A 19,159-nucleotide genomic window follows, 5' to 3' on the forward strand; every position below is an offset into this window, starting at 1 on the left:
CCGGAAACAGTGTATCTCCGTTTCCGGCCGGCCTGGAAGCAGCACACAAGTGGCAGCTCGAATCGAATTCTGCTTTGGCGAATCAGATTCTTTAGATACACTAATGAAAGTGCCTGATTGCCCTGCAAAGCGGGGCGTCACTGGATTCGCGACAGGCCTTCGATGTGAACGTGACCGCACCGTTTGCAAGCGAACCGCGATTCCGGAAGGCCAATCGAGATAAGAAAAGGAATTTAGTATGCCAAAGCAAGGGATTCATCCGTCGTATAACGAAATCAACGTGAAGTGCGCTTGTGGATCGATCTTTCAAACGCGGTCGACCCACAAGGGCGATATCGTGCTCGAAATCTGCTCGGCTTGCCACCCGTTCTTTACCGGCAAGCAGAAGCTGATCGACACGGCAGGCCGTGTGGAGCGGTTCCGCCGGAAGTTCGCGAAGTCGGACGCGGGCAAGGCCGAGACTGCTGCCGCGAAGTAAGGCGGAGGCGATATAACCCGAAAGGCCTCCGCTTTGCGCGGAGGCCTTTTGTTTGCAGAGTTGAGGATATGAAGAAGCGTTACACATTGGAGCAGAAGCGGTGGGACGATCCGGCGGAGCATGCGATGCCGGAGCATACGCGCGTGCCTGCCCGGTTCAATATTGGTGGGGTGGAGATCGCGCCGGCGACGGTGCTGGCGCCGATGGCGGGTGTGACCGATACCGTGTTTCGGCGGTTTATCAAGAACGCCAGCATGTTTTCGGCGGACGGTTCTGCGGGGCTTACAGCTGACGGTGTTGAGGCGGTGACTTCGAATCAGCAGTCGGGGTGCGGGCTGATTATGACGGAGTTTACTTCGGCTGATGGGCTCTCGCGGATGCGGGAGACGAAGCGGAAGCGATATCTGACTTACTACGACGATGAGCATCCGATCTCGGCGCAGATCTTTGGGTCGAACCCGGAGACGCTGGCTGATTCGGCGCGGATATGCCAGGATGCAGGATTTGATCTTGTGGACCTGAACCTGGGGTGTCCGGCAAAGCGGGTAGTCGCTTGTAACGGTGGGTCGGGACTGTTGCGGGATCTGCCTCTGATCGAGGTGATCTTCAAACGCGTACGGGCGGCAGTGTCGATTCCCTTCACCGTCAAGTTTCGGATGGGATGGAATGACCACCACATCGTCTGCGTGGAATTAGCGAAGATGGCGGAGGACTGTGGGCTGAACGCTGTCGCGCTTCATGCTCGGACGCGTGAGGATGGGTATACCGGGCAGGCCCGGTGGGAGTACATCGCCGCGGTGAAGGATGCGGTGACGATCCCGGTGATTGGGAATGGGGATATTCGCACGCCTGAAGATGCGGCGGCGATGGTGGATGCGACACACTGCGATGCGGTGATGATTGGGCGGGCGGCACCGGCGAATCCCTGGATCTTTCGGCAGATCGCGCAGTACACGGCTACCAAGGAGGCTACCGGGGTTGGGAGCTATGAGGTTCCGACCGATGCCGACCGGTACCGGATGATTCGGACTTACTTCGAGATGCTGGTGGATGAGATTGCGATCGAGGAGCGCGCGGAGGCGGCTCGGGCCGAGGCGATTACGGCCTCGGGGCAGGTGGCTCGTGAGCAGCGGAATCGCGATTGTGTGGGCAAGATGAAGCAGTTCGCGAGCTGGTTCACGCATGGGGTTCCGGGAGGGTCGGGGCTGAGGAAGTCGATCTTCGAGGCGAAGAACGGGGCCGCGGTGCTGGGGTCGATCGAGGAGTTTTTTGAGGGGCGGGCGAATGCAACTCCTCATAACGATTCGGGGCTCGAGGCCGTTCACGAACCTGAAGCGATGATCGCCTGATGCAGGTTCGGTGGCGGAAGAATCCTAAGACGGAAGACGGATGGTTGAAGCGGACGGCGATTTCGCTGCTGGTGGGAGTGGCGGGGTTTGCTGTTGGCTTTCCAACGGCGTTTTTTGTGATGGCGGGGTATCTGCGGCGGGCGACTCCGGCTGGCGGCGAGAGCTTGCTGGGGGCGATGACAGCGGCGGTGGTCGCTGGACTGGGTGTGGCTGCGGTGGGGTTCTGCGGAACGATGGTTGTCCTTTGGCTGCTTAGCTCGCGGGGAAAAGTGGCCGCCGAATCGCCGGAGGTTTAGCGCGGTTCTTTCTCGCTTATCAGGCGTTTCATACCCACCAGGCTTCCACAGCCTCTTCCTTCATCAGGACGCGAGACAACATCCCTATCGCAGAACTCAGCCCCTCATGCGTCGACATCAGCGCATCCTCATGCTCGATGCTCATCACGTAGTCGTATCCCACTAACCGGAGCGCCGAAGCAATCTTTTTCCACTCAATTTCGCTGTGACCCCAGCCCACGCTGCGGAAGAGCCAGGAGCGTTCCCGCAGCTGTGTGTAGCTCTTTGTATCAAGCACTCCGTTTACTCCGACACGCGCAGGGTTCACCGCCACATCCTTCGCATGAAAGTGGAAGATCGCATCGCCTAGCTCCGCAATCGCTTCAGGAATATCAATCTGTTGCCACCAGAGATGACTGGGATCGAGATTGATGCCAAGCGATTTGCCGGTGGCAGATCGCAGTTTCAGCAGGGTCTCCGGATTGTAGACACAGAACCCTGGATGCGCTTCGAGCGCTATTTTCACTCCCGCCGCTGCCGCCATCTTCTCGGCTGCGATCCAGTATGGAACCAAGCGCTCGCTCCATTGCCACTCGAGTCCCTGAGCAAACTCCGGCGGCCATGCGGCCGTAATCCAATTAGGAGTCTTATCGTCGGCGCTCGCCCCAGGGCAGCCTGAAAATGTGACCACTACCGGCACCTCAAGTGCCTCGGCCAGTCGTACCGTCTGCTTGAACGTCTCATCCTCTCGCCGTGCAATCGCCGGGTCTGGATGCACTGGGTTTCCATGGCACGAAAGCGCGCTGATGGTCAGCCCTGCATCCGCCAGCTTTACCCGATACTCCTTCGCCGCAGCTGCACTCGCCAACAGCTCCGCAGGATTGATATGGCTCGCGCCGGGCCATCCGCCGCAGCCAATTTCAAGCGCCGTAATCTCCGGGTATAGCTTTAGTTCTTTGAGCAGATCCACAAACGACAGCTTGGCAAATAGCGGTGTAAAAAGCCCTAACTTCATCGCAACGTCCTCTCAACAGACTTGATCAGTCTAAGCGCTCCCCAGAGCGGTGCCGATCCACTTTATACAGCAGGGGCTGGCCCTTTTCGGAGTGGTGTTTTGTTGAACAGAGTGTAGGTCGAAGGCGGCGGATGCTAGGCTCAAAGTGATCGATATTGGGAGATTTGAGCTTTGAGTGACGAGGCATTGGCTGTAGCGAATGAGGATACGTTGGTGGTTGAGGCTGGGAGCAGCCGGTTTGTGCGGGCTTGTCTGCGACAGCCGGTGGATCGAACGCCGGTTTGGTTTTTGCGGCAGGCGGGGCGGTATATGCCGGAGTACATGGCGGTGCGGAAGCATCACAGCCTGCTCGACATCTGCCGGACGCCGGAGATTGCGTCCGAGGTAACGATTACAGCAGCGGAGCGGCTGGGAGTGGATGCGGCGATTATCTTCGCGGACCTGCTGCTGCCGTTTACGCCGATGGGGTTGGACTTTGAGTTTGTCGCTGGCGAAGGGCCGCAGGTAAATACGCCGGTGCGGTCGCTGGAGCATGTGCAGGCGCTCCGGACGGATCGCGCGGATGAGCTTGGGTATGTCGCGAAGTCGATTGAGAAGGTGGCGAAGCACTTTGCCGGGCCACGGGCGGATGGGGACACGCTGGGGATCATCGGGTTCTGCGGAGCTCCGTTTACGCTGGCGAGCTACATGATTGAGGGCGGGTCTTCGCGGAACTACATCGAGACGAAGAAGCTGATGTACTCGGATTCGGTGGCTTGGCCGATGTTGATGGAGAAGCTTGTAACTGTTTTGGTTGCATTTGCGAAACAGCAGGTCGAGGGCGGCGCGGACGTGATCCAGATCTTCGATAGCTGGGCTGGCGCACTGTCGGTCACGGACTTCCGCGAGTACTGTCTGCCGTGGACGAAGGAGCTGGTCGAGCGGGTGAAGGCGTTTGGCGTGCCGGTGATCTACTTTGGTGTGGATACGGCTTCCCTGCTGGGCACGATGCGGGAGACCGGCGCGGATGTGATTGGGCTGGATTGGCGGGTGCCGCTGGAAGTGGGTTGGAAGTCTGTTGGCGAAGGCTGCGGCGTGCAGGGAAATCTCGACCCGATTACATTGTTTGCTCCACAGGATGTACTGGAGCGGAGGGTGCGGGAGGTTCTGGACGCAGCCGGCGGCAGGCCAGGGCACATCTTCAATCTGGGGCACGGCATCGTACCGGGCACGCCGGTAGAGAATGTGATTCGCGTGGTGGAGTTGGTGAAGGAGTACAAGCAGCGATGAGTGACGAGTCGATTCTCCCCGTCGAGCAGGTCGAAGAGGAACCGTTACAGCAGGAAAGTGAAGCTCCGCTGTTGGTTGAGGAGCCTGTGCTGGAGTTAGAGCCGGCCCAGCCGCATGATGCCGTGCTTCTGCTGGCGCATGGAACGCCGGACGTTCTCAGCGAGATGGCCGAGTACCTGAGTAAGGTGACGGGTGGGCGGGCGCTGCCGCAGGAGGTGGTCGAGGAGCTGCAGCATCGCTATGGCGAGATTGGACTGAAGGAGACGCCCGGTGAAGAGGCTCCTCCGCTGACGAAGTGGACGCTGACACAGGGGTTCCTGCTGGAACAGGCGCTTAACTATGCCGGGCCGAATACCAAGGTGTATGTAGGGATGCGGAACTGGCATCCGTACATCGCGGACACGGTGGCGCAGATGCGGGCGGATGGGGTGAAGCGGTTCAAGGCGGTGTGCCTTGCTCCGCAGAACTCGCGGACGAGTGTGGGGCTGTATCGCAAGGCGGTAGTGGCTGCTGCCGAAGGGATGGAGATGACGTTTGTGGCGGGGTGGGCGGAGAATCCCACGCTGGCGCGGGCGTTTGCGGACAAGCTTTGGCCGACGTGGGCGGAGGCTTGCGCAATTACAGAAAGGAAGGTGCCGGTGCTGTTCACGGCGCACTCGGTTCCCTGCCGAACGATTATGACGGGTGCGGCTTCCGTCGCGGGAGCGAGACCGGGGACGCCGGAGCAGGAATCGCCCGACCCTTACCCGGTGGAGGCGAAGGCTACGGCGCTGGCCGTGGCGGAGCGGATGAAGGCTGTCGGGATGACGGAGAAGGACTGGTACTTTGCGTTCCAGAGCCAGGGGATCAGCGGAGGGCCCTGGATTGGGCCAACGGTTGAAGACACGCTGAAGGCGCTGAAGGCTCAGGGCGAAGTGGGCGTGGTGATGCAGCCGGTGGGGTTCCTTTGCGACCACGTGGAGATTCTTTACGACATCGATATCGCGTTTCGCGAGATGGCGAAAGACCTCGGGTTGCTGCTGTGGCGGGCGGAGAGTTTGAATGCTTCTCCGCTGTTGGTACAGGCTCTGGAAGAGGTCGTGAGTGGGGAGTATCCGGCTACTGTGGATGAGGTTGTGACGGTTTAGCGGTTGGCTACAGCCGCCGCTTCGTTCGCGGGTAGGAAGGCTCGGACGGTTGTGGCACGATGGAACCCTTCGGGGTTCCTTCGACTGCGTTTGGCGCAAAGTGCGCGCCAAACTCCGCTCAGGATGACGGTTTCTTGTTGGTGGTGGGAGATGTACTTTGGCTAGGCGGGTTGCGATTGTTGGTGGTGGGGTTGCCGGGGTGACGGCGGCTTGGCAGCTTGCGAGGCTTGCGGCTGACGGGGCGGCGGTTGAGGTGGTGCTGTTCGAGGCTTCCGGGCGACTTGGTGGCATTGTTGAGACCGTGCGGTGCGATGAATTTGTGATTGAGTGTGGGCCGGATGGGTGGGTGACAGATAAGCCCTGGGCTCGGGAGCTTGCTGAGGAGCTGGGGCTTAGGGCTGAGATTATCTCGTCGAACGACGCTACGCGGAAGACTTATGTGCTGCAGGACGGCGAGCTGGTGATGATGCCGGACGGCATGCGGATGATGGTGCCGAAGGGGCTGGCGGCGCTGGATGGGATCGATGCTTCACCGCTGTTCTCCGCCGAAGCGAAGGCGGCGTTTCGTGCGGAGGTGGGACGGGCGGAGGAGTTGAAGGCGGGCGCTCCTGATGCGGATGAGAGCGTGGCCAGCTTTGTGGCGCGGCACTTCGGGATGGAGGTGCTGGAGAAGATTGGTGCGCCGCTGCTGGGTGGGGTATTTGGCGGCGATGTGACGAAGCTGAGTGTGCGGGCAGTGATGGCTCCGTTTGTAAAGCTGGAGCGGGAGTTTGGAAGTCTGGTGCTGGGGATGGAGCGAAGGAGCGAGTTCGCTAGTCAGCGAGTTAGCGGAGGAGCGAAAGCGCTAATTAGCGAGTTAGCGGAAAGCGCGGCGCTTTTTACTTCTTTGCGGGGTGGGAGTGGGGCGCTGGTGGAGCGGATGGTCGAGGGGATTCCGGCGGGGTGGGTGAGGTTGGGGTGCCCCGTCACAGGAGTTGCAAAGGCGGGCGATGGGTGGGTAGTTTCGACGGTTATCGGGACGGAACAGTTCGATGCGGTGATGATGGCTGCTCCGGTGGATGTGGCACGGGAGTTGTTGCGAGCTACCGATGCGCGGGCGGCGGAGTTGATGGAGATTGAGGCGACGTCGGCGGTGGTGGCGGCGTTTGCGTTTACGGAGGCTGTGAATCTGCCACAGGGGTTTGGGTTTCTCGTGCCGCCGGGGTCGAAAGAGAACCGTTTGCTGGCGGGGACGTTTGTGGATCAGAAGTATCCGTCGCGGGTGCCGGAGGGTGGGCGACTGGTGCGGGCTTTCTTTGGTGGGGTGGCGGCGGATGGGCTGCTGAGTGCCAGTGATGAGGAGATTGCTGGGCTGGCTATGACGGAGTTGAAGCGGGTGCTGGGGAAGTTGCCTTCGCCGGTGCTGACGGTGGTGCGTCGATGGCCGAGGGCTTTGCCGCAATATGGGGTGGGGCATCTGGAGCGGATGGCGGAGTTGTTTCGCCAGGTGGAGGCGATGGGTGGGATCTGGTTGCTGGGGAATGGGTATCGTGGGGTGGGGCTGCCGGATCTGGTGAGGGATGCCCGGTCGGCGGCTGTCGAGGTCGCGGGATAGACATGGGTGGTGGTCCCACTTATCGCGATAAGGCTGCGATGAATGGGGCACGACGTTTGCCGGATGGCGTCTAATAGCGTGGGAGAACAAACATATGACCCAGAGCACGCATAACCGAGTCGCCGAATTACACAATCTTGCCGCACATGCCCATGAGGCCGCAGCAGTTGCTCATGGGAAGGGCGATCATCTGAGCGCGCATGAACTTTCGAAGCAGGCGCAGGAACACTCTGCGGAGGCGCACCGGCACTCCGAGAAGCTGTTGGAAGAAGTGAGGAAGTAAGGCTGCGCTTCCCTTCCCCTGGCTGGTTATCGACCGTGCGAGGGGTCGGGAGTGGCGGCTACGTTGAGGTCTAGGATGAGGTGGCCGATGGCCGGGTCGGGAGCGTAGCAGTTGTTATCGGGGGCGTAGGTCTTGGCGCAGGCGGCGGTGTTGGCGCGGCGGCGGGGGGATTGGGCGTACTGCCAGACTTCGGCGGAGGGAGTTCCGCTGGAGGCTAGAGGCGGAGGTGTGAGGACGCAGCCGTTTGAAGGTGGGCAGGTGTCCTGATAGACCCAGAGAGTGATGGGATGGAGGTGCCGGGCGGCGACCTGCTGCTGGATGTCCTGCGCGGTGGTGATGGTTTGGCCGGGGCCGTCGGGGACGGGCTGACCGCTGATGTAGGTGCCGGGACGAAAGCCGGTGGCGGCGAGGGTCTCGGTCCAGGCGAAGAGGTAGTCGGATTGTTCGGGGGTGAGGCGGCCACCTTCTTCCTGGTCGAGGAAGATGAGGGTGTGGGGTGGAAAGCCTTCTCGTTGGGCGGATGCGGCGGCGGTGGTGGCGTCTTTTTGGCCCTGGGCGGCTGGTGTGGTGAGACCGGCTTTAATTTGGGATTCGGTGCGACCGTTGGCGAGGGCAAGGAAGCCGAAGCCTTGTGCGGCGAGGATGGCACGTTTGCCAGTCCAGGTGTTGCGGTTGGAGCCTGGGGGGTTGGTGAGCCAGAAGCTGGTGAAGTCGAAGTGGCGGCGGAGCGCAGGGAGTGCGGTGTCGCCGGGGTAGACGTTGCGGTCGAAGCCGATGTAGGTTTTGGGGATCTGGGCGTGGGCCGCGAGCGAGAGAATGACGAGGGCGAGGATGGAGCGCGGGAGGCGGGGCACGTGGATAGAATACCGGCAGACGCTTTGTTGCAGGTCTACCTCGTGATGCCGTGGCTGAAAGGTCGAGGGGTTGGGTGGAGTAAGCGGTCTCGGGGTCCTTCGACTGCGTTTGGCGCAAAGTGCGCGCCAAACTTCGCTCAGGATGACGGCTCTTTTGATGTTGGAGCATAGTGAAACGAGAACAAAGCGAAATGTGGAGGTCTCTCCACGTCGCATCACGATATGGCCGTGATGCTCCGGTCGGGGTGACGATTTTCTGGGAGGAGAATTCTTATGGCGACGAGTGTTGATGCAGTGGTTGATCCACGGTATCCGGTTGGGCAGTGTGTGATGCCGGAGGTGATCGGATCTGCGGAGATTGCGGCTGCGATTGCGACGATTGAAGGGCTGCCGAAGACTATGCGGGCGGCGGTGGCTGGGCTTTCGGAGGCGCAGATCGATACGCCTTATCGCGAGGGTGGATGGATGGTGCGGCAGCTTGTGCATCATGTCGCAGACAGCCATATGAATGCGTTCATCCGGGTGCGGTTGGCGCTGACGGAGGAGTCGCCTTTGATCACGGGGTACGACGAGAAGGCATGGGCGGAGCTTGCGGATTCGAAGGGGCCGATTGAGGTGCCGCTAGGGATTCTGGATGGGGTTCATGCGCGGTGGGTGGTGATGTTGCGGTCGCTCGATGAGGCGCAGTGGCAGCGGGAGGTCCGGCATCCGGAGCGGGGGCCTTCGAGTGTGGCGGCGGCTACGCTTTTGTATCAGTGGCATAGTTTGCACCATACGGCGCACGTGACGGAGTTGCGGCGGCGGGAGGGCTGGTAAATTTCGTGGTTGATGCGCGGAGTCACCGTCTTACGTCCCACCCATGGCCAAAGGCGAGCCATGGATGGGGCACCCCGGCGTTATACGTCCCACATCTCAGAAACGAGATGTAGGGCACCCAGGATGTCGCGGCGAGGAGAAGAAACGTAGATTCCCTTCGGGAATGACAAACAAAAGGGTATGCTCGTGCGATGAACGCCGGAGCTGAGATTTCCCCCGGGCAAAAAGAGCAGACGGCGCGCCAGGTAGCTGGGGCGCTGGAGGCGTTTCTGGCTGAGCATCCGGCGGCGGTGCTGCTGGAGGATGGGCGGCCGCTGTTCGATATGCGGACCGCGAAGTACACGGTGGGGAGCGAGCATGGGCGGTGCTCGTTGCATATGTGGGATGAGGAGCGCAATCTTGTTCGGCGGGTGGTGGATGCGGCCCCGCGCAAGGCGTCGCTACGGCTGAGCACGATGCGGTTTGGGCAGACCAAGCCGCAGATGCTGGAGCTGGTGGCAGATAAGGATCGAAGGACGCCTTCAACAAGAGAGAGTACACGGCTGAGGTATATGCGGCGCTTGGAGAAGGCGCTGCTGCGCGAGTTTCCAGACTGGAATCCGGATGGATTTCGTACCTCGATGGATCTGGAGAAGAGCTTCGGGCCGGCCTATGCGCGTGGCGTGCAGGTCAAAGGCACGCAGGCTTGGGCGGTGATTGGGGTCAACAAGGAAGAGACGCAGGCGACGGTGGATGGCGTGATGACGCCGGGGATTCTTTGGCTGGCGCAGTGCCGCGAGGGCGCGGGTGGGCGACGGCTGTTCCAAGGGCTTCGTGTCATCGTGCCGAAGGCGATGGAGGCGCTGACGCTGTCGCGGTTGGCGTGGCTAAATCCTGCGGTGGCGAAGTGGGAGCTATACGTCTTCGATGAGGAGGCAGACGAGCTTGCGTCGCGAGAGGCGGGGGACTTTGGGAATCTGGTGACGCGGCTGCTTCATGCTCCTAATGAAGAGTCCGCGCTGGAGCGGTTTGGCGACGCGGCCAAGAAGGTGCTGGGGCTGGTGCCGCAGGGGATGCGGGGCGTGGTGGAGATGCGGGTGCGTAGCGGCGGGGAGATGGCGTTCCTGATCCATGGGCTGGAGTTTGCACGGGCGCGGATGGGCTATGCGGGGCAGGGCTTTAACCGGGTGGAGGAGATTACGTTTGGCGCGGGAGCGAATGAGACTCCGCTGACGGAGGAGAACGAGACGGAGCTGAGAGAGCTGGTGGAGAGGCTTTTTGCGCGAAGGAGTGCGATGGGGAGCACTCGAGATGTGCTGTACAGGATGGCTCCGGAGCGGTGGCTGGAGAGTGTGCTGCGGAGGAATGTTGAGCCGATCGATGCGGGGCTTGATCCGGCGCATGTTTATACGCAGGTGCCGGCGTTTGCGGCGGCGGATCGGGGGATGCTGGACCTGCTAGGAGTGACGGCGGACGGGCGGCTGGCGGTGATCGAGTTGAAGGCGGAGGAGGATTTGCATCTGGCGCTGCAGGGGCTGGATTACTGGGTGAGGGTGCGGGCGCATCATCTGGAGAATCCTGATCCGGTGACGGGGTTGGGGGAGTTTCAGAGGAACGGATATTTTGGGGGCGTGAGGCTAGCGGCTTCTGCGCCGAGGTTGTTTTTAGTGGCTCCGGCTTTGCGGATTCATCCGGCTACGGAGACGGTGTTGCGGTATTTTTCGCCGAGAGTGGAGTGGACGCTGGTGGCGATCGATGAGCGGTGGCGGCAGGAGATCAAAGTGGTCTGGAAGAAGCGGAGTTCGGATGGGGCGAGGGGAGTTTATGGCGGGGAGGTTTGAGGCGCAGCTCCGACGTTTAGGGCACCGCTCCTATATCTGGCGATGAAACTGCCAGATATAGGTACCCGATTTGTGGCTGAAGGGTTCGGATGGCAGGGGTGATATGGGTTCGCTCGGGGTCCTTCGACTCCGCGCTGCGCTTAGGATGACGGTTTCTTCTTTTGCTGAGCTCCGCATTGGTTAGCGGCGCGTGTAGAGCCATGCCCACCAGATAAGCGGGAGTTGCAGGGGGAGGCGGAGGTAGAGCGCCCACACAGGCATCGACGGATAGCTAGCGTGATCCGTGGCCATGTAGATGTTGGCGGGCATCACGGCGATGAGGAGAGCTACGAGTCCCCAGGCGGCGAGTGTGCGGATGGGTGGGTGGAAGAGGAGGCCGAGGCCACCGAGGATCTCGCAGAGGCCGCTGATGTGCACCAACATCTCGTGGGCTGGGATGTAGGGCGGCATGATGCGAATGTAGGTTTGCGGAAGCAGGAAGTGGAGGGAGCCGGCGGCGATGAAGAGGATTGCTAAGAGGATTCGGAAGAACATAGGGAACGGGTAGCGGAGACGATCCGCTACCCGTGACTTTACTGCATTGGAGAGGGTCCTACTTCAATTACTTTGCAGCCAGGGCGAGCGCGTCGCGGTGGTCGCGGACGTGGTCGTGCGAGGCGATGATGTGCTCCTGTTGGGTGATGAGGAGTTGCTTGATTGGGAGAGGGAGCGGTTGTTCAAGGGCGTCGGCGTAAGCCTTCTTGGCTACGTCTTCACCCTGCTCGGCGGTGGAGAGGACTTCGTGGTCACCCTTGACGACGCTGAGCTTCACGTTGCCCCAAGTGCGATGGAGTGCTCCGGCCACGGTGCCGGTCTCCTTCACGTCATGGACGCCTGCGTGGTGGAGTTCGGTCTCTAGGTCGCCGCGGAAGCTGGCGCGCTTGAGCGCCTCGGCTACGAAGAACTGCTTGAGGTGAGGGTCCTGGAGATGTTCGGCGAGATCGGTGAAGCCCTTTTGGCCATCTTCGAGGGAGTTGATGACGTTTTTGAGGACCTTGATTACTTCTTCATTGTTGATCGATTCAGCCATGATTGTTTTCCCTTCGGAACTTTTGAGTTGCGTGGCAGGGTCCGCCGGTTGTGGGCCATTCTCCGTGACCGGCGGCAAGCGGAGGAAATGGCGAAAACCCGTTCCCCTGCGCGACGCTTGATAAGGACTGCCGTGCGGTCTATCGCGCATGGCAGCGAGTATGGGTATCTAGATGCGGTGGGTGGTGTGGGGTTTGCTTGTGGATTTTATTTGGTGGAATGGGCGGAGATGAACGCGCGGCTTGCGAGGGTACGCAGGGAGGTACGTGGCGGGTGGATCTTCGCCCTTTACTCGCCGGTAGCTGGAATAATTGACGGTACCTGCCAGAGTTGCACCCCGGACGACGCGGCCTGGTGGCCAACGCTCGAACGAAGTAGGTCAAACGCTTGAAGACGCTCCGGTTTGTTCTCGCTCCAACTCGAAATCGCAGGGTCAATGAGATTCTGGGCATGATGGTGCTGGTCTCGGCGGCGCTGCTGCTGCTGGCGCTGGTCAGCTATACCGCGTCTGATCCCTCGTTCAACACGGTGGGAAGTTATGTGACCGGGAGACCTGCGCATAACTGGACGGGATTGGTGGGGGCGTGGGTGTCTGACTCCGCGCTGCAGATCATGGGCGTGGCAGTGTTTCTGCTGCCGCTGGTGCTGGTGCGACTGGGGATTAGCTGGATGCGGTCGATGCCTGCGGGATCGGGACTAGCGAAGGGGATTGGTCTGGCGCTTTGGGTGGTGTTTGCGCCCGCAGCGATCGGGTTGATTCCGGGACATGTTTTGTGGATGCACTCGCTGCCGCTTGAGGGTGTAACCGGGCGGATTCTTGCGGACGCGATGGTGAAGTACCTGAACCTGCCGGGAGCGGTAATCGTGCTGACGTTGATGGTGGCGCTGTCGCTGTACCTGGCGACGACGTTCACGTTCAACACGGCCAGCGAGTGGATGGCGGCTCGGTTCAGCTTTGTGCAGCGGATTCGGGAGTGGTGGGAGAGCCGGAAGCGGGCGAAGTCCGACGCTGAGGCGGAAGAGATTATTGGAGCCTATGAGAGCAAGCGCGAGCGGGCGATCGAACGGGCGCGCAAGGCCGAGGAGAAGGCGCGGAAGAAGTCGCCTGCGGAGATGGCGGATGCTTTGGCCGCAGACGAGAGCGAGCCGAGCACGAGTTTGTTGGGTGGGCTGTTTGGTTGGTGGGGCAGGCGGAAGGCGCGGAAGAACGAGCTTTCGATGATGGCACAGGAAGAGGAGCCGATGGTGGTCCCGGCTCCGGCTTCGATGTGGCAGAAGATGCCGCGGATGGACGTAGACGCTCCTCCCGCGACTGCTTTGGGGACGGCTGCAGCGGCTGCGGCTCCTTATGCGGAGGCACTGGCTGCGGCTTCGGCACCTCTGTTCCGGGAAGAGGCGTTCGATCTGCCGGACAGTGCACCGGCACCTTGGGCCCTGGATGAGTTGATTGGGGCGGAGGTGTCGGCTTCGCGGGCGGGAAATCTGGTGGAGATGCCAAGGCCGATGGCGACACCGTATCCGGAGCCAGAGCCGATGCCGATGCCGATGCCGTTAGCGCAGATGCCGGGGCAGATTTCGTTTGGGAAGCGGGCGGACGCGGACCAGGTGGCGGTGGTGATTACGCCGAAGTCTGTGCGCGGGTATAAGCTGCCGCCTTCTACGCTGCTCTTCCAGAGTGAAGACCACGCTGTAGTGAGAGAAGATGCTCTGCGGGATGAAGCGAAGGTACTGGTGGAGAAGTGTGCCGAGTTCGGCGTCGATGGACAGGTGACGCAGATCAATCCCGGGCCGGTGGTGACGACGTTCGAGTTCCGGCCGGATGCGGGCGTGAAGTATGCGCGGGTGACGGGGCTGGCCGATGATCTTTGTTTGGCGATGGCGGCGGAGTCGATTTTGATTGAGCGGATGCCGGGCAAGTCGACTGTAGGCATACAGGTGCCGAACCATGAGCGGGAGACGATCTGGCTGCGGGATGTGGTGGAGTGCGAGTCATTCGCACAGTCGAAGAGCAAGCTGGCGATTGCGCTGGGCAAGGACATCAACGGACGGATTGTGACGGCGGACCTGGCGGCGATGCCGCATGTGCTGATCGCGGGGTCTACAGGTTCAGGTAAGTCCGTGGCCATCAACGCGATGATTATGAGCGTGCTGTTCAAGTCGACGCCCGAGCAGGTGAGGATGATTCTCGTCGACCCGAAGCGGGTTGAGCTTGGCATGTATGAAGGCATCCCGCACCTGTTTACGCCGATCATTACCGAGGCGAAGCTGGCTGCGAATGCGCTGAAGAATGCTGTGCGTGAGATGGAGCGGCGGCTGAAGCTGTTGGCGGCCAACCACGTAAGGAATATAGACCAGTTCAACAAGCTGTTCGATCATGGCAGCGAGTACCTGTTTGAGGATGTTAATCAGGAGCCGCTGCCTTACATCATCATCATCATCGATGAGCTTGCGGACTTGATGATGCTCGATCGGGCGAATGTTGAGGAGTCGATTACTCGGCTGGCACAGATGGCGCGTGCGGTCGGGATCCATCTTGTATTGGCTACGCAGCGGCCTAGTGTGGATGTCATTACCGGGTTGATCAAGGCCAATGTGCCTACGCGTATGAGCTTCCGGCTGGCGACGAAGGTGGACTCACGGACGATCATCGACAGCAATGGTGCGGAGAGCCTGCTGGGGCGCGGCGATATGTTGTATCTGCCGCCGGGGACTAGCAGGGTGCAGCGGGTTCATGCTCCGTTTGTTACGGAGAAGGAGATCGCCGCGGTCACGGCGTTCTGGAAGGCGCAGGGCGAGGCCGAGTATGTGCACGGCTTCCTCGAAGGGCCGAAGGACGATAAGGGCCGAGAGATTGATGACATGAGCGGCGGCGAGGACAACGACGAGCTCTACGAAGATGCGATGCGGCTGGTGTTTGAGTTTGGTAAGGCGAGCACTTCCCTGCTGCAAAGACGGTTGCGGATTGGGTATGGACGGGCTGCGCATTTGATCGACATGATGGAGAACGATGGGCTGGTGGGGCCGGCGGATGGATCGAAGCCGCGGGAGATCTTGAAGTCGGCGGATTGGCTTGCGGAGATTGAGGCGGCTGCGCGGTAGGGTATGCGTGTCCCGGCCATGTGGAATACACTTTCCTCATGGCCGGGAATGTCATAGTTCGCTCAAGCGTCAGTGTCGAGGTGAAGGAACAGGCCAGCGTTGTGCTCGACACGATGGGACTGAGCGTGTCGGACGTGATGCGGATCGTTCTCACCCACGTCGCGAACGAAGGCAAGCTTCCGTTCGAACTTACGCCGAATGAGCTGACCCGGGAAACTCTGCTGAAGAGTGCTCGCGGTGAGGGAGTTCATCGGGCGAAGGATGCCAAGGATTTGTTTGCCCAGCTTGGCATCTGATGCGAACGCCTGAGTACTCTTCTCAGTTCAAGCGCGATGTAAAACGAGCGCAAAGGCGCGGCAAGGATGTAGGAAAGCTCAAAGAGCTTCTGTCATTGCTGATCGAAGACAATCCTCTGCCCGCGCGGTACAAAGATCATCCTCTTAGAAACAACTGGGTGGGTTATCGCGATGCTCACATCGAGCCGGACTGGTTGCTGATTTATGCCTATGTGAACGAAGCGACCATTCGATTCGAGCGCACCGGGACGCATTCAGATCTGTTCGACTAGGAACTCCTGTAGGCTGTTGCTATTCGGCTTCGATAAATCACTTCCTGGTGAACTTCTTGCATATGTCTCAGCGGAACTTCTTGTTTGCGGCGGCGTTTTCGCTGGCTGCATTACATTCTCACGCGCAGGCCGCTCCGCAGTACCCGAGCTATCCGAGCGAGACGCCGACGACTCTGCGGCAGCCGACCTATGCCGGGGAAGGCATGGACTATGAGCGGCGCGAGGTGATGATCGCCATGCGCGATGGGGTGAAGTTGCACACCGTCATTCTTGTGCCGAAGGCGGCGAAGCATGAGGGGATGTTATTGACGCGGACTCCTTATAGCGCGACGGCTACTACTACCAATGCGATGAGTATCCATCTGGCGAGCGCGCTGTACGGGTATGACAATGCGCTAGAGACGATTGTAGATGGCAGTTATATCCGGGTAGTACAGGACATTCGCGGCAAGTATGGCAGCGAAGGTGACTATGTGATGAATCGACCGAACCACTCTTCAAAGCCGGGGGCCTTGAATCCTACGCCGGTGGATGAGACGACCGATACCTACGACACGATCGACTGGCTGGTGAAGAATGTTCCGGAGTCGAATGGCAAGGTGGGGATACTGGGGATCTCGTATGACGGATTTACGGCGCTGATCCCGATCTCGCATCCGCATCCGGCGCTGAAGGTTGCCGTACCGATGAACCCGATGGTGGATGGATGGCGGGGCGATGACTGGTTCCATAACGGCGCGTTTCGCGAGCAGAACATGGGGTACATCTACGAGCAGGCGGGGTCGCGGGGGAATGATTATCACTGGCTGAATACGTACTTCGACGACTACGACTTTTATATGAATGCCGGGTCGGCGGGAGAGCTGGGCAAGCGGCGCGGGCTGGAGCAGATCGGGTTCTGGAAGAAGGTGACGGAGCATCCTGCGTATGACAGCTTCTGGAGCGAACAGGCGGTAGATCGCGTGCTGGCGGCCGAGCCGCTGACCGTGCCGACGATGCTGGTGCAGAGCCTGTGGGACCAGGAAGATATTTATGGCGCGATTGCGACTTATAAAGCGCTGGAGCCGAAGGACACGCATAACGACAAGCTGTTTCTGGTGATTGGGCCTTGGCATCACGGGCAGGAGATCGAGGATGCTAGTTCGCTGGGAGCGGTGAAGTTCCATAGCGATACCGGGCTCTATTTTCGCGAGCAGATTCTTGCTCCGTTTCTTGCGCATTATTTGAAGGACGATCCGCCGCCGTTGAAGACGGCCCCTGTGACGGCGTATGAGACCGGGACGAATACGTGGGAGCGGCTGGACTCGTGGCCTTCGGGATGTTCGCATGGATGCGAGCCGAGGGCGACTCCGATGTACTTGCAGGCGGGGGCAAAGCTGGGGTTCAAGGTGCCTGCGGGGGGTGAAGAGTCCTCTGCCTTTGATGAGTTTGTGTCTGATCCGGCTAAGCCGGTTCCCTACCGAGCGCGGCCCAGTCAGCCGATGGGGTACACGCCGAATCTCTCGTGGGTTCGGTGGCTGGTGGACGATCAGAGGGAGTTTTCTGGGCGGACAGATGTGTTGAGCTATACGAGCGACGTGCTGACCGCGCCGTTGAAGATCAGCGGGGAGCCGGTTACGAATCTTGTGGCTTCAACAACAGGCAGCGATGCGGACTGGGTGGTGAAGCTGATCGATGTTTATCCGGACGAGGTTGGTGGGGATGTCGAGATGGGTGGGTATCAGCTTGCGGTGTCGATGGACATCTTCCGCGGGCGGTATCGCGAGAGCCTGGCGGAGGCGAAGGCGATTACGCCAGATAAACCGCTGACGTACAAGTTCGCTCTGCCTACGGTGAACCATGTGTTTCTGCCGGGACATAAGGTGATGGTGCAGGTGCAGTCGAGCTGGTTCCCGCTGTATGACCGGAATCCGCAGACGTTTGTGCCGAATATCTTCTTTGCGAAACCGGGGGATTATAAGAAGGCTACGGAGAGGGTTTATCACTCGGCGGGTGAGGCTAGTTTTGTGGAGTTGCCGGTGGTGAAGTAGTTGGTGGCGGCGCTAAGAGTGTCGGGTTGACTGTTTACGTCCCACCCATTCGCGATGAAGCTGCGCATGGATGGGGCACCCGGGCTTTCGTACTCCGGGTGGAGAAATTAGCGGGGGAGCTTTTTTGCGCTGCGGAAGGCGGTCAGGGCCAGGATGCAGACGACAGCGAGGAGGACGATCCAGAGGAGTTCGGGGTGGCGTTCGGTGAAGGGGCGCGCGTCGGTGCGGGGAGTGAAGGTGGGGTTTGATTCTTCGGGGGTGAGGGTGGCGATGAGCGGGGTGGCAGAGGGCTGGAAGAGCTTGGCGTAGTCGTAGACCGGAGCTTCGAGGGTGGAGTCGCCGTAGAAGAGTTGGAGCGGCGAATTGGTCACCGTCGCGGCGTCGAAGCAGATGCGGCGCTGGCGCATCTGGAGTTGCACGGTGGCGATAGGCAGCGGGGCGTCGTCTCCGTTTTCGATGGCTACCTGGAGTTCGGCGAAGTGCTGCATGTTGGCGCCGATGGCGGTGGGGATGGTGAGATTTTCCTGCGCGATCTCGCGACCGGCTTCGGACTTGTGGACGCTGAGGATGGTGCCGGTGGAGGTTTCGGCGGAGGTTGCGCTGTCGTCTTCTGAAGATGGATCTGAAGATGAATTAAGGGACGGATCTGATTTCTGACCGGGCGTGACGCGGGCTTCTATGCGGACCGGGCGGCTGAAGCTGCCCTTATAGCCAGGGGCGAGGGTGAAGGCGATGCGTTCGATGGGGACTCGGGCGGGGACCTGGAAGGTGGCGACGGTCTCACGGCCTCGCTGGACCAGGGCAGAGGTTTGCTGGAGGGTGGTGTAGAGGGTCTGGGCTTCGCGGCTGGGCGGGACGGAGGCCGATTTGACGATCTCAGGGCGGTTCAGAGAGACGGCAGTCGCGGACGTTCCGGGCGCGGGGGCTAGCGAGAGATCGACGTGGAGGTAGGGGAAGCTGGACTCTGCGAGCGGAAGGCTGGTGCTGTGGGAGAGATGCTGGCTGGTGAGGTCGAAGAGTGTGAAGCTGCCGAGGCTGGTGGGAGACGGGGCGGCTATTTGCTGGCTGCCGGAGACTTCGGCGGTGGCGATGAAGTCGTGGGCGTCGAGATCAAGGGCGACGGCGGTGTAGGGGCGGGCGGGCATCGCGAGATCGAAGACGATGTGGCCGGAGCGGGTGCCCAGGTTGAGGATGCGGGCATCGTCGGTGTCCTGCTGGAGGGGCTCGCTGAGGGTGATGGCGTAGGGGATCTCAGTGTTTCCGGCGTAGATGCGGAGGTCTTTGAGGGACGGGGAGGCGTGGGTGAAGACGGAGGCGTCCAGGACGGCGCAGGACTCGCCGGTGAGTTGGGTGACAGAGCTGGGAAGGCGGATGGTGCGCTGGTAGCGGAAGTGCTGCGGGGAGGCTTCGGGGTGCGGGGCGGCCTGGAAAAATAGGAGCAGAGAGGCGAGGACGGGTTTGGCAGCAGAGAGATGGAGGCTGGGCCGGACTCGGTCGATTAGCACGTCCCGATT

At 60.7% G+C, this 19,159-nt stretch carries 18 protein-coding genes; 13 read left to right on the top strand and 5 right to left on the bottom strand.

All coding sequences use genetic code 11. The features are described from left to right. Positions 1-238 precede the first annotated feature (238 nt). From rpmE to HDF16_RS06745, 3 genes are all read left to right on the top strand, one after another. Entirely contained in the window at positions 239-478 is a 240-nt protein-coding gene (rpmE, locus tag HDF16_RS06735; protein WP_184214784.1) for a 50S ribosomal protein L31, read from the top strand. Positions 479-546: 68 nt separating this feature from the next. Next, a complete protein-coding gene (locus HDF16_RS06740) occupies positions 547-1,827 on the top strand; it encodes a tRNA dihydrouridine synthase (RefSeq protein ID WP_184214786.1) in 1,281 nt (426 codons plus the stop codon). Then, positions 1,827-2,123, top strand: coding sequence for a hypothetical protein (locus HDF16_RS06745; RefSeq protein ID WP_184214788.1), 297 nt, complete (start codon positions 1,827-1,829; stop codon positions 2,121-2,123). Before HDF16_RS06740 ends, HDF16_RS06745 begins: the two co-directional genes overlap by 1 nt. Positions 2,124-2,151: 28 nt before the next feature. On the opposite strand, the gene HDF16_RS06750 is transcribed toward HDF16_RS06745, so the two are convergent. Beyond that, entirely contained in the window at positions 2,152-3,117 is a 966-nt protein-coding gene (locus tag HDF16_RS06750; RefSeq protein ID WP_184214790.1) for a sugar phosphate isomerase/epimerase family protein, read from the bottom strand. A 171-nt stretch (positions 3,118-3,288) separates the two neighbouring features. Between HDF16_RS06750 and hemE the strand changes: the two genes are divergently transcribed. From hemE to HDF16_RS06770, 4 genes are all read left to right on the top strand, one after another. After that, on the top strand, positions 3,289-4,386 hold the full coding sequence (gene hemE, locus HDF16_RS06755; protein ID WP_184214792.1) for a uroporphyrinogen decarboxylase: 1,098 nt from the start codon (positions 3,289-3,291) through the stop codon (positions 4,384-4,386). Continuing rightward, positions 4,383-5,513 (top strand): ferrochelatase, encoded by a 1,131-nt coding sequence (gene hemH / locus HDF16_RS06760; protein WP_184214794.1) that lies wholly within the window; start codon positions 4,383-4,385, stop codon positions 5,511-5,513. Before hemE ends, hemH begins: the two co-directional genes overlap by 4 nt. A 157-nt stretch (positions 5,514-5,670) precedes the next feature. Beyond that, entirely contained in the window at positions 5,671-7,107 is a 1,437-nt protein-coding gene (gene hemG / locus HDF16_RS06765; protein ID WP_184214796.1) for a protoporphyrinogen oxidase, read from the top strand. Between the two features lie 94 nt (positions 7,108-7,201). Then, a complete protein-coding gene (locus tag HDF16_RS06770) occupies positions 7,202-7,390 on the top strand; it encodes a hypothetical protein (RefSeq protein WP_184214798.1) in 189 nt (62 codons plus the stop codon). 26 nt (positions 7,391-7,416) lie between these two features. On the opposite strand, the gene HDF16_RS06775 is transcribed toward HDF16_RS06770, so the two are convergent. After that, positions 7,417-8,244 carry a glycoside hydrolase domain-containing protein gene (locus HDF16_RS06775; protein WP_348641258.1) on the bottom strand — a complete coding sequence of 276 codons (828 nt, stop codon included), beginning with the start codon at positions 8,242-8,244 and terminating at the stop codon, positions 7,417-7,419. 273 nt (positions 8,245-8,517) lie between these two features. On the opposite strand from HDF16_RS06775, the gene HDF16_RS06780 reads away from it, so the two are divergent. Together HDF16_RS06780 and HDF16_RS06785 are read left to right on the top strand one after the other, a co-directional pair. After that, on the top strand, positions 8,518-9,060 hold the full coding sequence (locus HDF16_RS06780) for a YfiT family bacillithiol transferase (protein WP_184214800.1): 543 nt from the start codon (positions 8,518-8,520) through the stop codon (positions 9,058-9,060). Positions 9,061-9,251: 191 nt separating this feature from the next. Further along, positions 9,252-10,880, top strand: a complete 1,629-nt coding sequence (locus HDF16_RS06785; protein WP_184214802.1) for a hypothetical protein — start codon at positions 9,252-9,254, stop codon at positions 10,878-10,880. A 180-nt stretch (positions 10,881-11,060) separates the two neighbouring features. Here the strand turns inward: HDF16_RS06785 and HDF16_RS06790 are convergent, their stop codons facing one another. Next, a complete protein-coding gene (locus HDF16_RS06790; protein ID WP_184214804.1) occupies positions 11,061-11,414 on the bottom strand; it encodes a DoxX family protein in 354 nt (117 codons plus the stop codon). 67 nt (positions 11,415-11,481) lie between these two features. Continuing rightward, positions 11,482-11,949 (bottom strand): PA2169 family four-helix-bundle protein, encoded by a 468-nt coding sequence (locus HDF16_RS06795; RefSeq protein WP_184214806.1) that lies wholly within the window; start codon positions 11,947-11,949, stop codon positions 11,482-11,484. Positions 11,950-12,335: 386 nt separating this feature from the next. Here HDF16_RS06795 and HDF16_RS06800 point away from each other — a divergent pair, with 386 nt between their 5' ends. The 4 genes from HDF16_RS06800 to HDF16_RS06815 all read left to right on the top strand — a co-directional run bounded on the left by HDF16_RS06800 (position 12,336) and on the right by HDF16_RS06815 (position 17,645). Continuing rightward, positions 12,336-15,047, top strand: coding sequence for a DNA translocase FtsK (locus HDF16_RS06800; protein WP_184214808.1), 2,712 nt, complete (start codon positions 12,336-12,338; stop codon positions 15,045-15,047). Positions 15,048-15,085: 38 nt separating this feature from the next. Continuing rightward, entirely contained in the window at positions 15,086-15,343 is a 258-nt protein-coding gene (locus tag HDF16_RS06805; RefSeq protein ID WP_184214810.1) for a type II toxin-antitoxin system RelB/DinJ family antitoxin, read from the top strand. Then, positions 15,343-15,615 (top strand): type II toxin-antitoxin system YafQ family toxin, encoded by a 273-nt coding sequence (locus HDF16_RS06810; RefSeq protein ID WP_184214812.1) that lies wholly within the window; start codon positions 15,343-15,345, stop codon positions 15,613-15,615. The genes HDF16_RS06805 and HDF16_RS06810 overlap by 1 nt, the downstream gene beginning before the upstream one ends. 62 nt (positions 15,616-15,677) lie before the next feature. Further along, a complete protein-coding gene (locus HDF16_RS06815; protein WP_184214814.1) occupies positions 15,678-17,645 on the top strand; it encodes a CocE/NonD family hydrolase in 1,968 nt (655 codons plus the stop codon). A 107-nt stretch (positions 17,646-17,752) separates the two neighbouring features. Here the strand turns inward: HDF16_RS06815 and HDF16_RS06820 are convergent, their stop codons facing one another. Then, positions 17,753-19,150, bottom strand: coding sequence for a DUF3999 family protein (locus tag HDF16_RS06820; protein WP_184214816.1), 1,398 nt, complete (start codon positions 19,148-19,150; stop codon positions 17,753-17,755). Between the last annotated feature and the right edge of the window lie 9 nt (positions 19,151-19,159).

This window comes from Granulicella aggregans, from assembly GCF_014203275.1.
Lineage (GTDB): Bacteria > Acidobacteriota > Terriglobia > Terriglobales > Acidobacteriaceae > Edaphobacter.

What these genes read in the sequence shown, in the direction of transcription:
- rpmE (WP_184214784.1), top strand. Translation starts at nt 239, where the DNA reads ATGCCAAAGCAAGGGATTCATCCGTCGTATAACGAAATCAACGTGAAG.
- HDF16_RS06740 (WP_184214786.1), top strand. Translation starts at nt 547, where the DNA reads ATGAAGAAGCGTTACACATTGGAGCAGAAGCGGTGGGACGATCCGGCG.
- HDF16_RS06745 (WP_184214788.1), top strand. Translation starts at nt 1,827, where the DNA reads ATGCAGGTTCGGTGGCGGAAGAATCCTAAGACGGAAGACGGATGGTTG.
- HDF16_RS06750 (WP_184214790.1), bottom strand. Translation starts at nt 3,117, where the DNA reads ATGAAGTTAGGGCTTTTTACACCGCTATTTGCCAAGCTGTCGTTTGTG.
- hemH (WP_184214794.1), top strand. Translation starts at nt 4,383, where the DNA reads ATGAGTGACGAGTCGATTCTCCCCGTCGAGCAGGTCGAAGAGGAACCG.
- HDF16_RS06770 (WP_184214798.1), top strand. Translation starts at nt 7,202, where the DNA reads ATGACCCAGAGCACGCATAACCGAGTCGCCGAATTACACAATCTTGCC.
- HDF16_RS06780 (WP_184214800.1), top strand. Translation starts at nt 8,518, where the DNA reads ATGGCGACGAGTGTTGATGCAGTGGTTGATCCACGGTATCCGGTTGGG.
- HDF16_RS06785 (WP_184214802.1), top strand. Translation starts at nt 9,252, where the DNA reads ATGAACGCCGGAGCTGAGATTTCCCCCGGGCAAAAAGAGCAGACGGCG.
- HDF16_RS06790 (WP_184214804.1), bottom strand. Translation starts at nt 11,414, where the DNA reads ATGTTCTTCCGAATCCTCTTAGCAATCCTCTTCATCGCCGCCGGCTCC.
- HDF16_RS06795 (WP_184214806.1), bottom strand. Translation starts at nt 11,949, where the DNA reads ATGGCTGAATCGATCAACAATGAAGAAGTAATCAAGGTCCTCAAAAAC.
- HDF16_RS06805 (WP_184214810.1), top strand. Translation starts at nt 15,086, where the DNA reads ATGGCCGGGAATGTCATAGTTCGCTCAAGCGTCAGTGTCGAGGTGAAG.
- HDF16_RS06810 (WP_184214812.1), top strand. Translation starts at nt 15,343, where the DNA reads ATGCGAACGCCTGAGTACTCTTCTCAGTTCAAGCGCGATGTAAAACGA.
- HDF16_RS06815 (WP_184214814.1), top strand. Translation starts at nt 15,678, where the DNA reads ATGTCTCAGCGGAACTTCTTGTTTGCGGCGGCGTTTTCGCTGGCTGCA.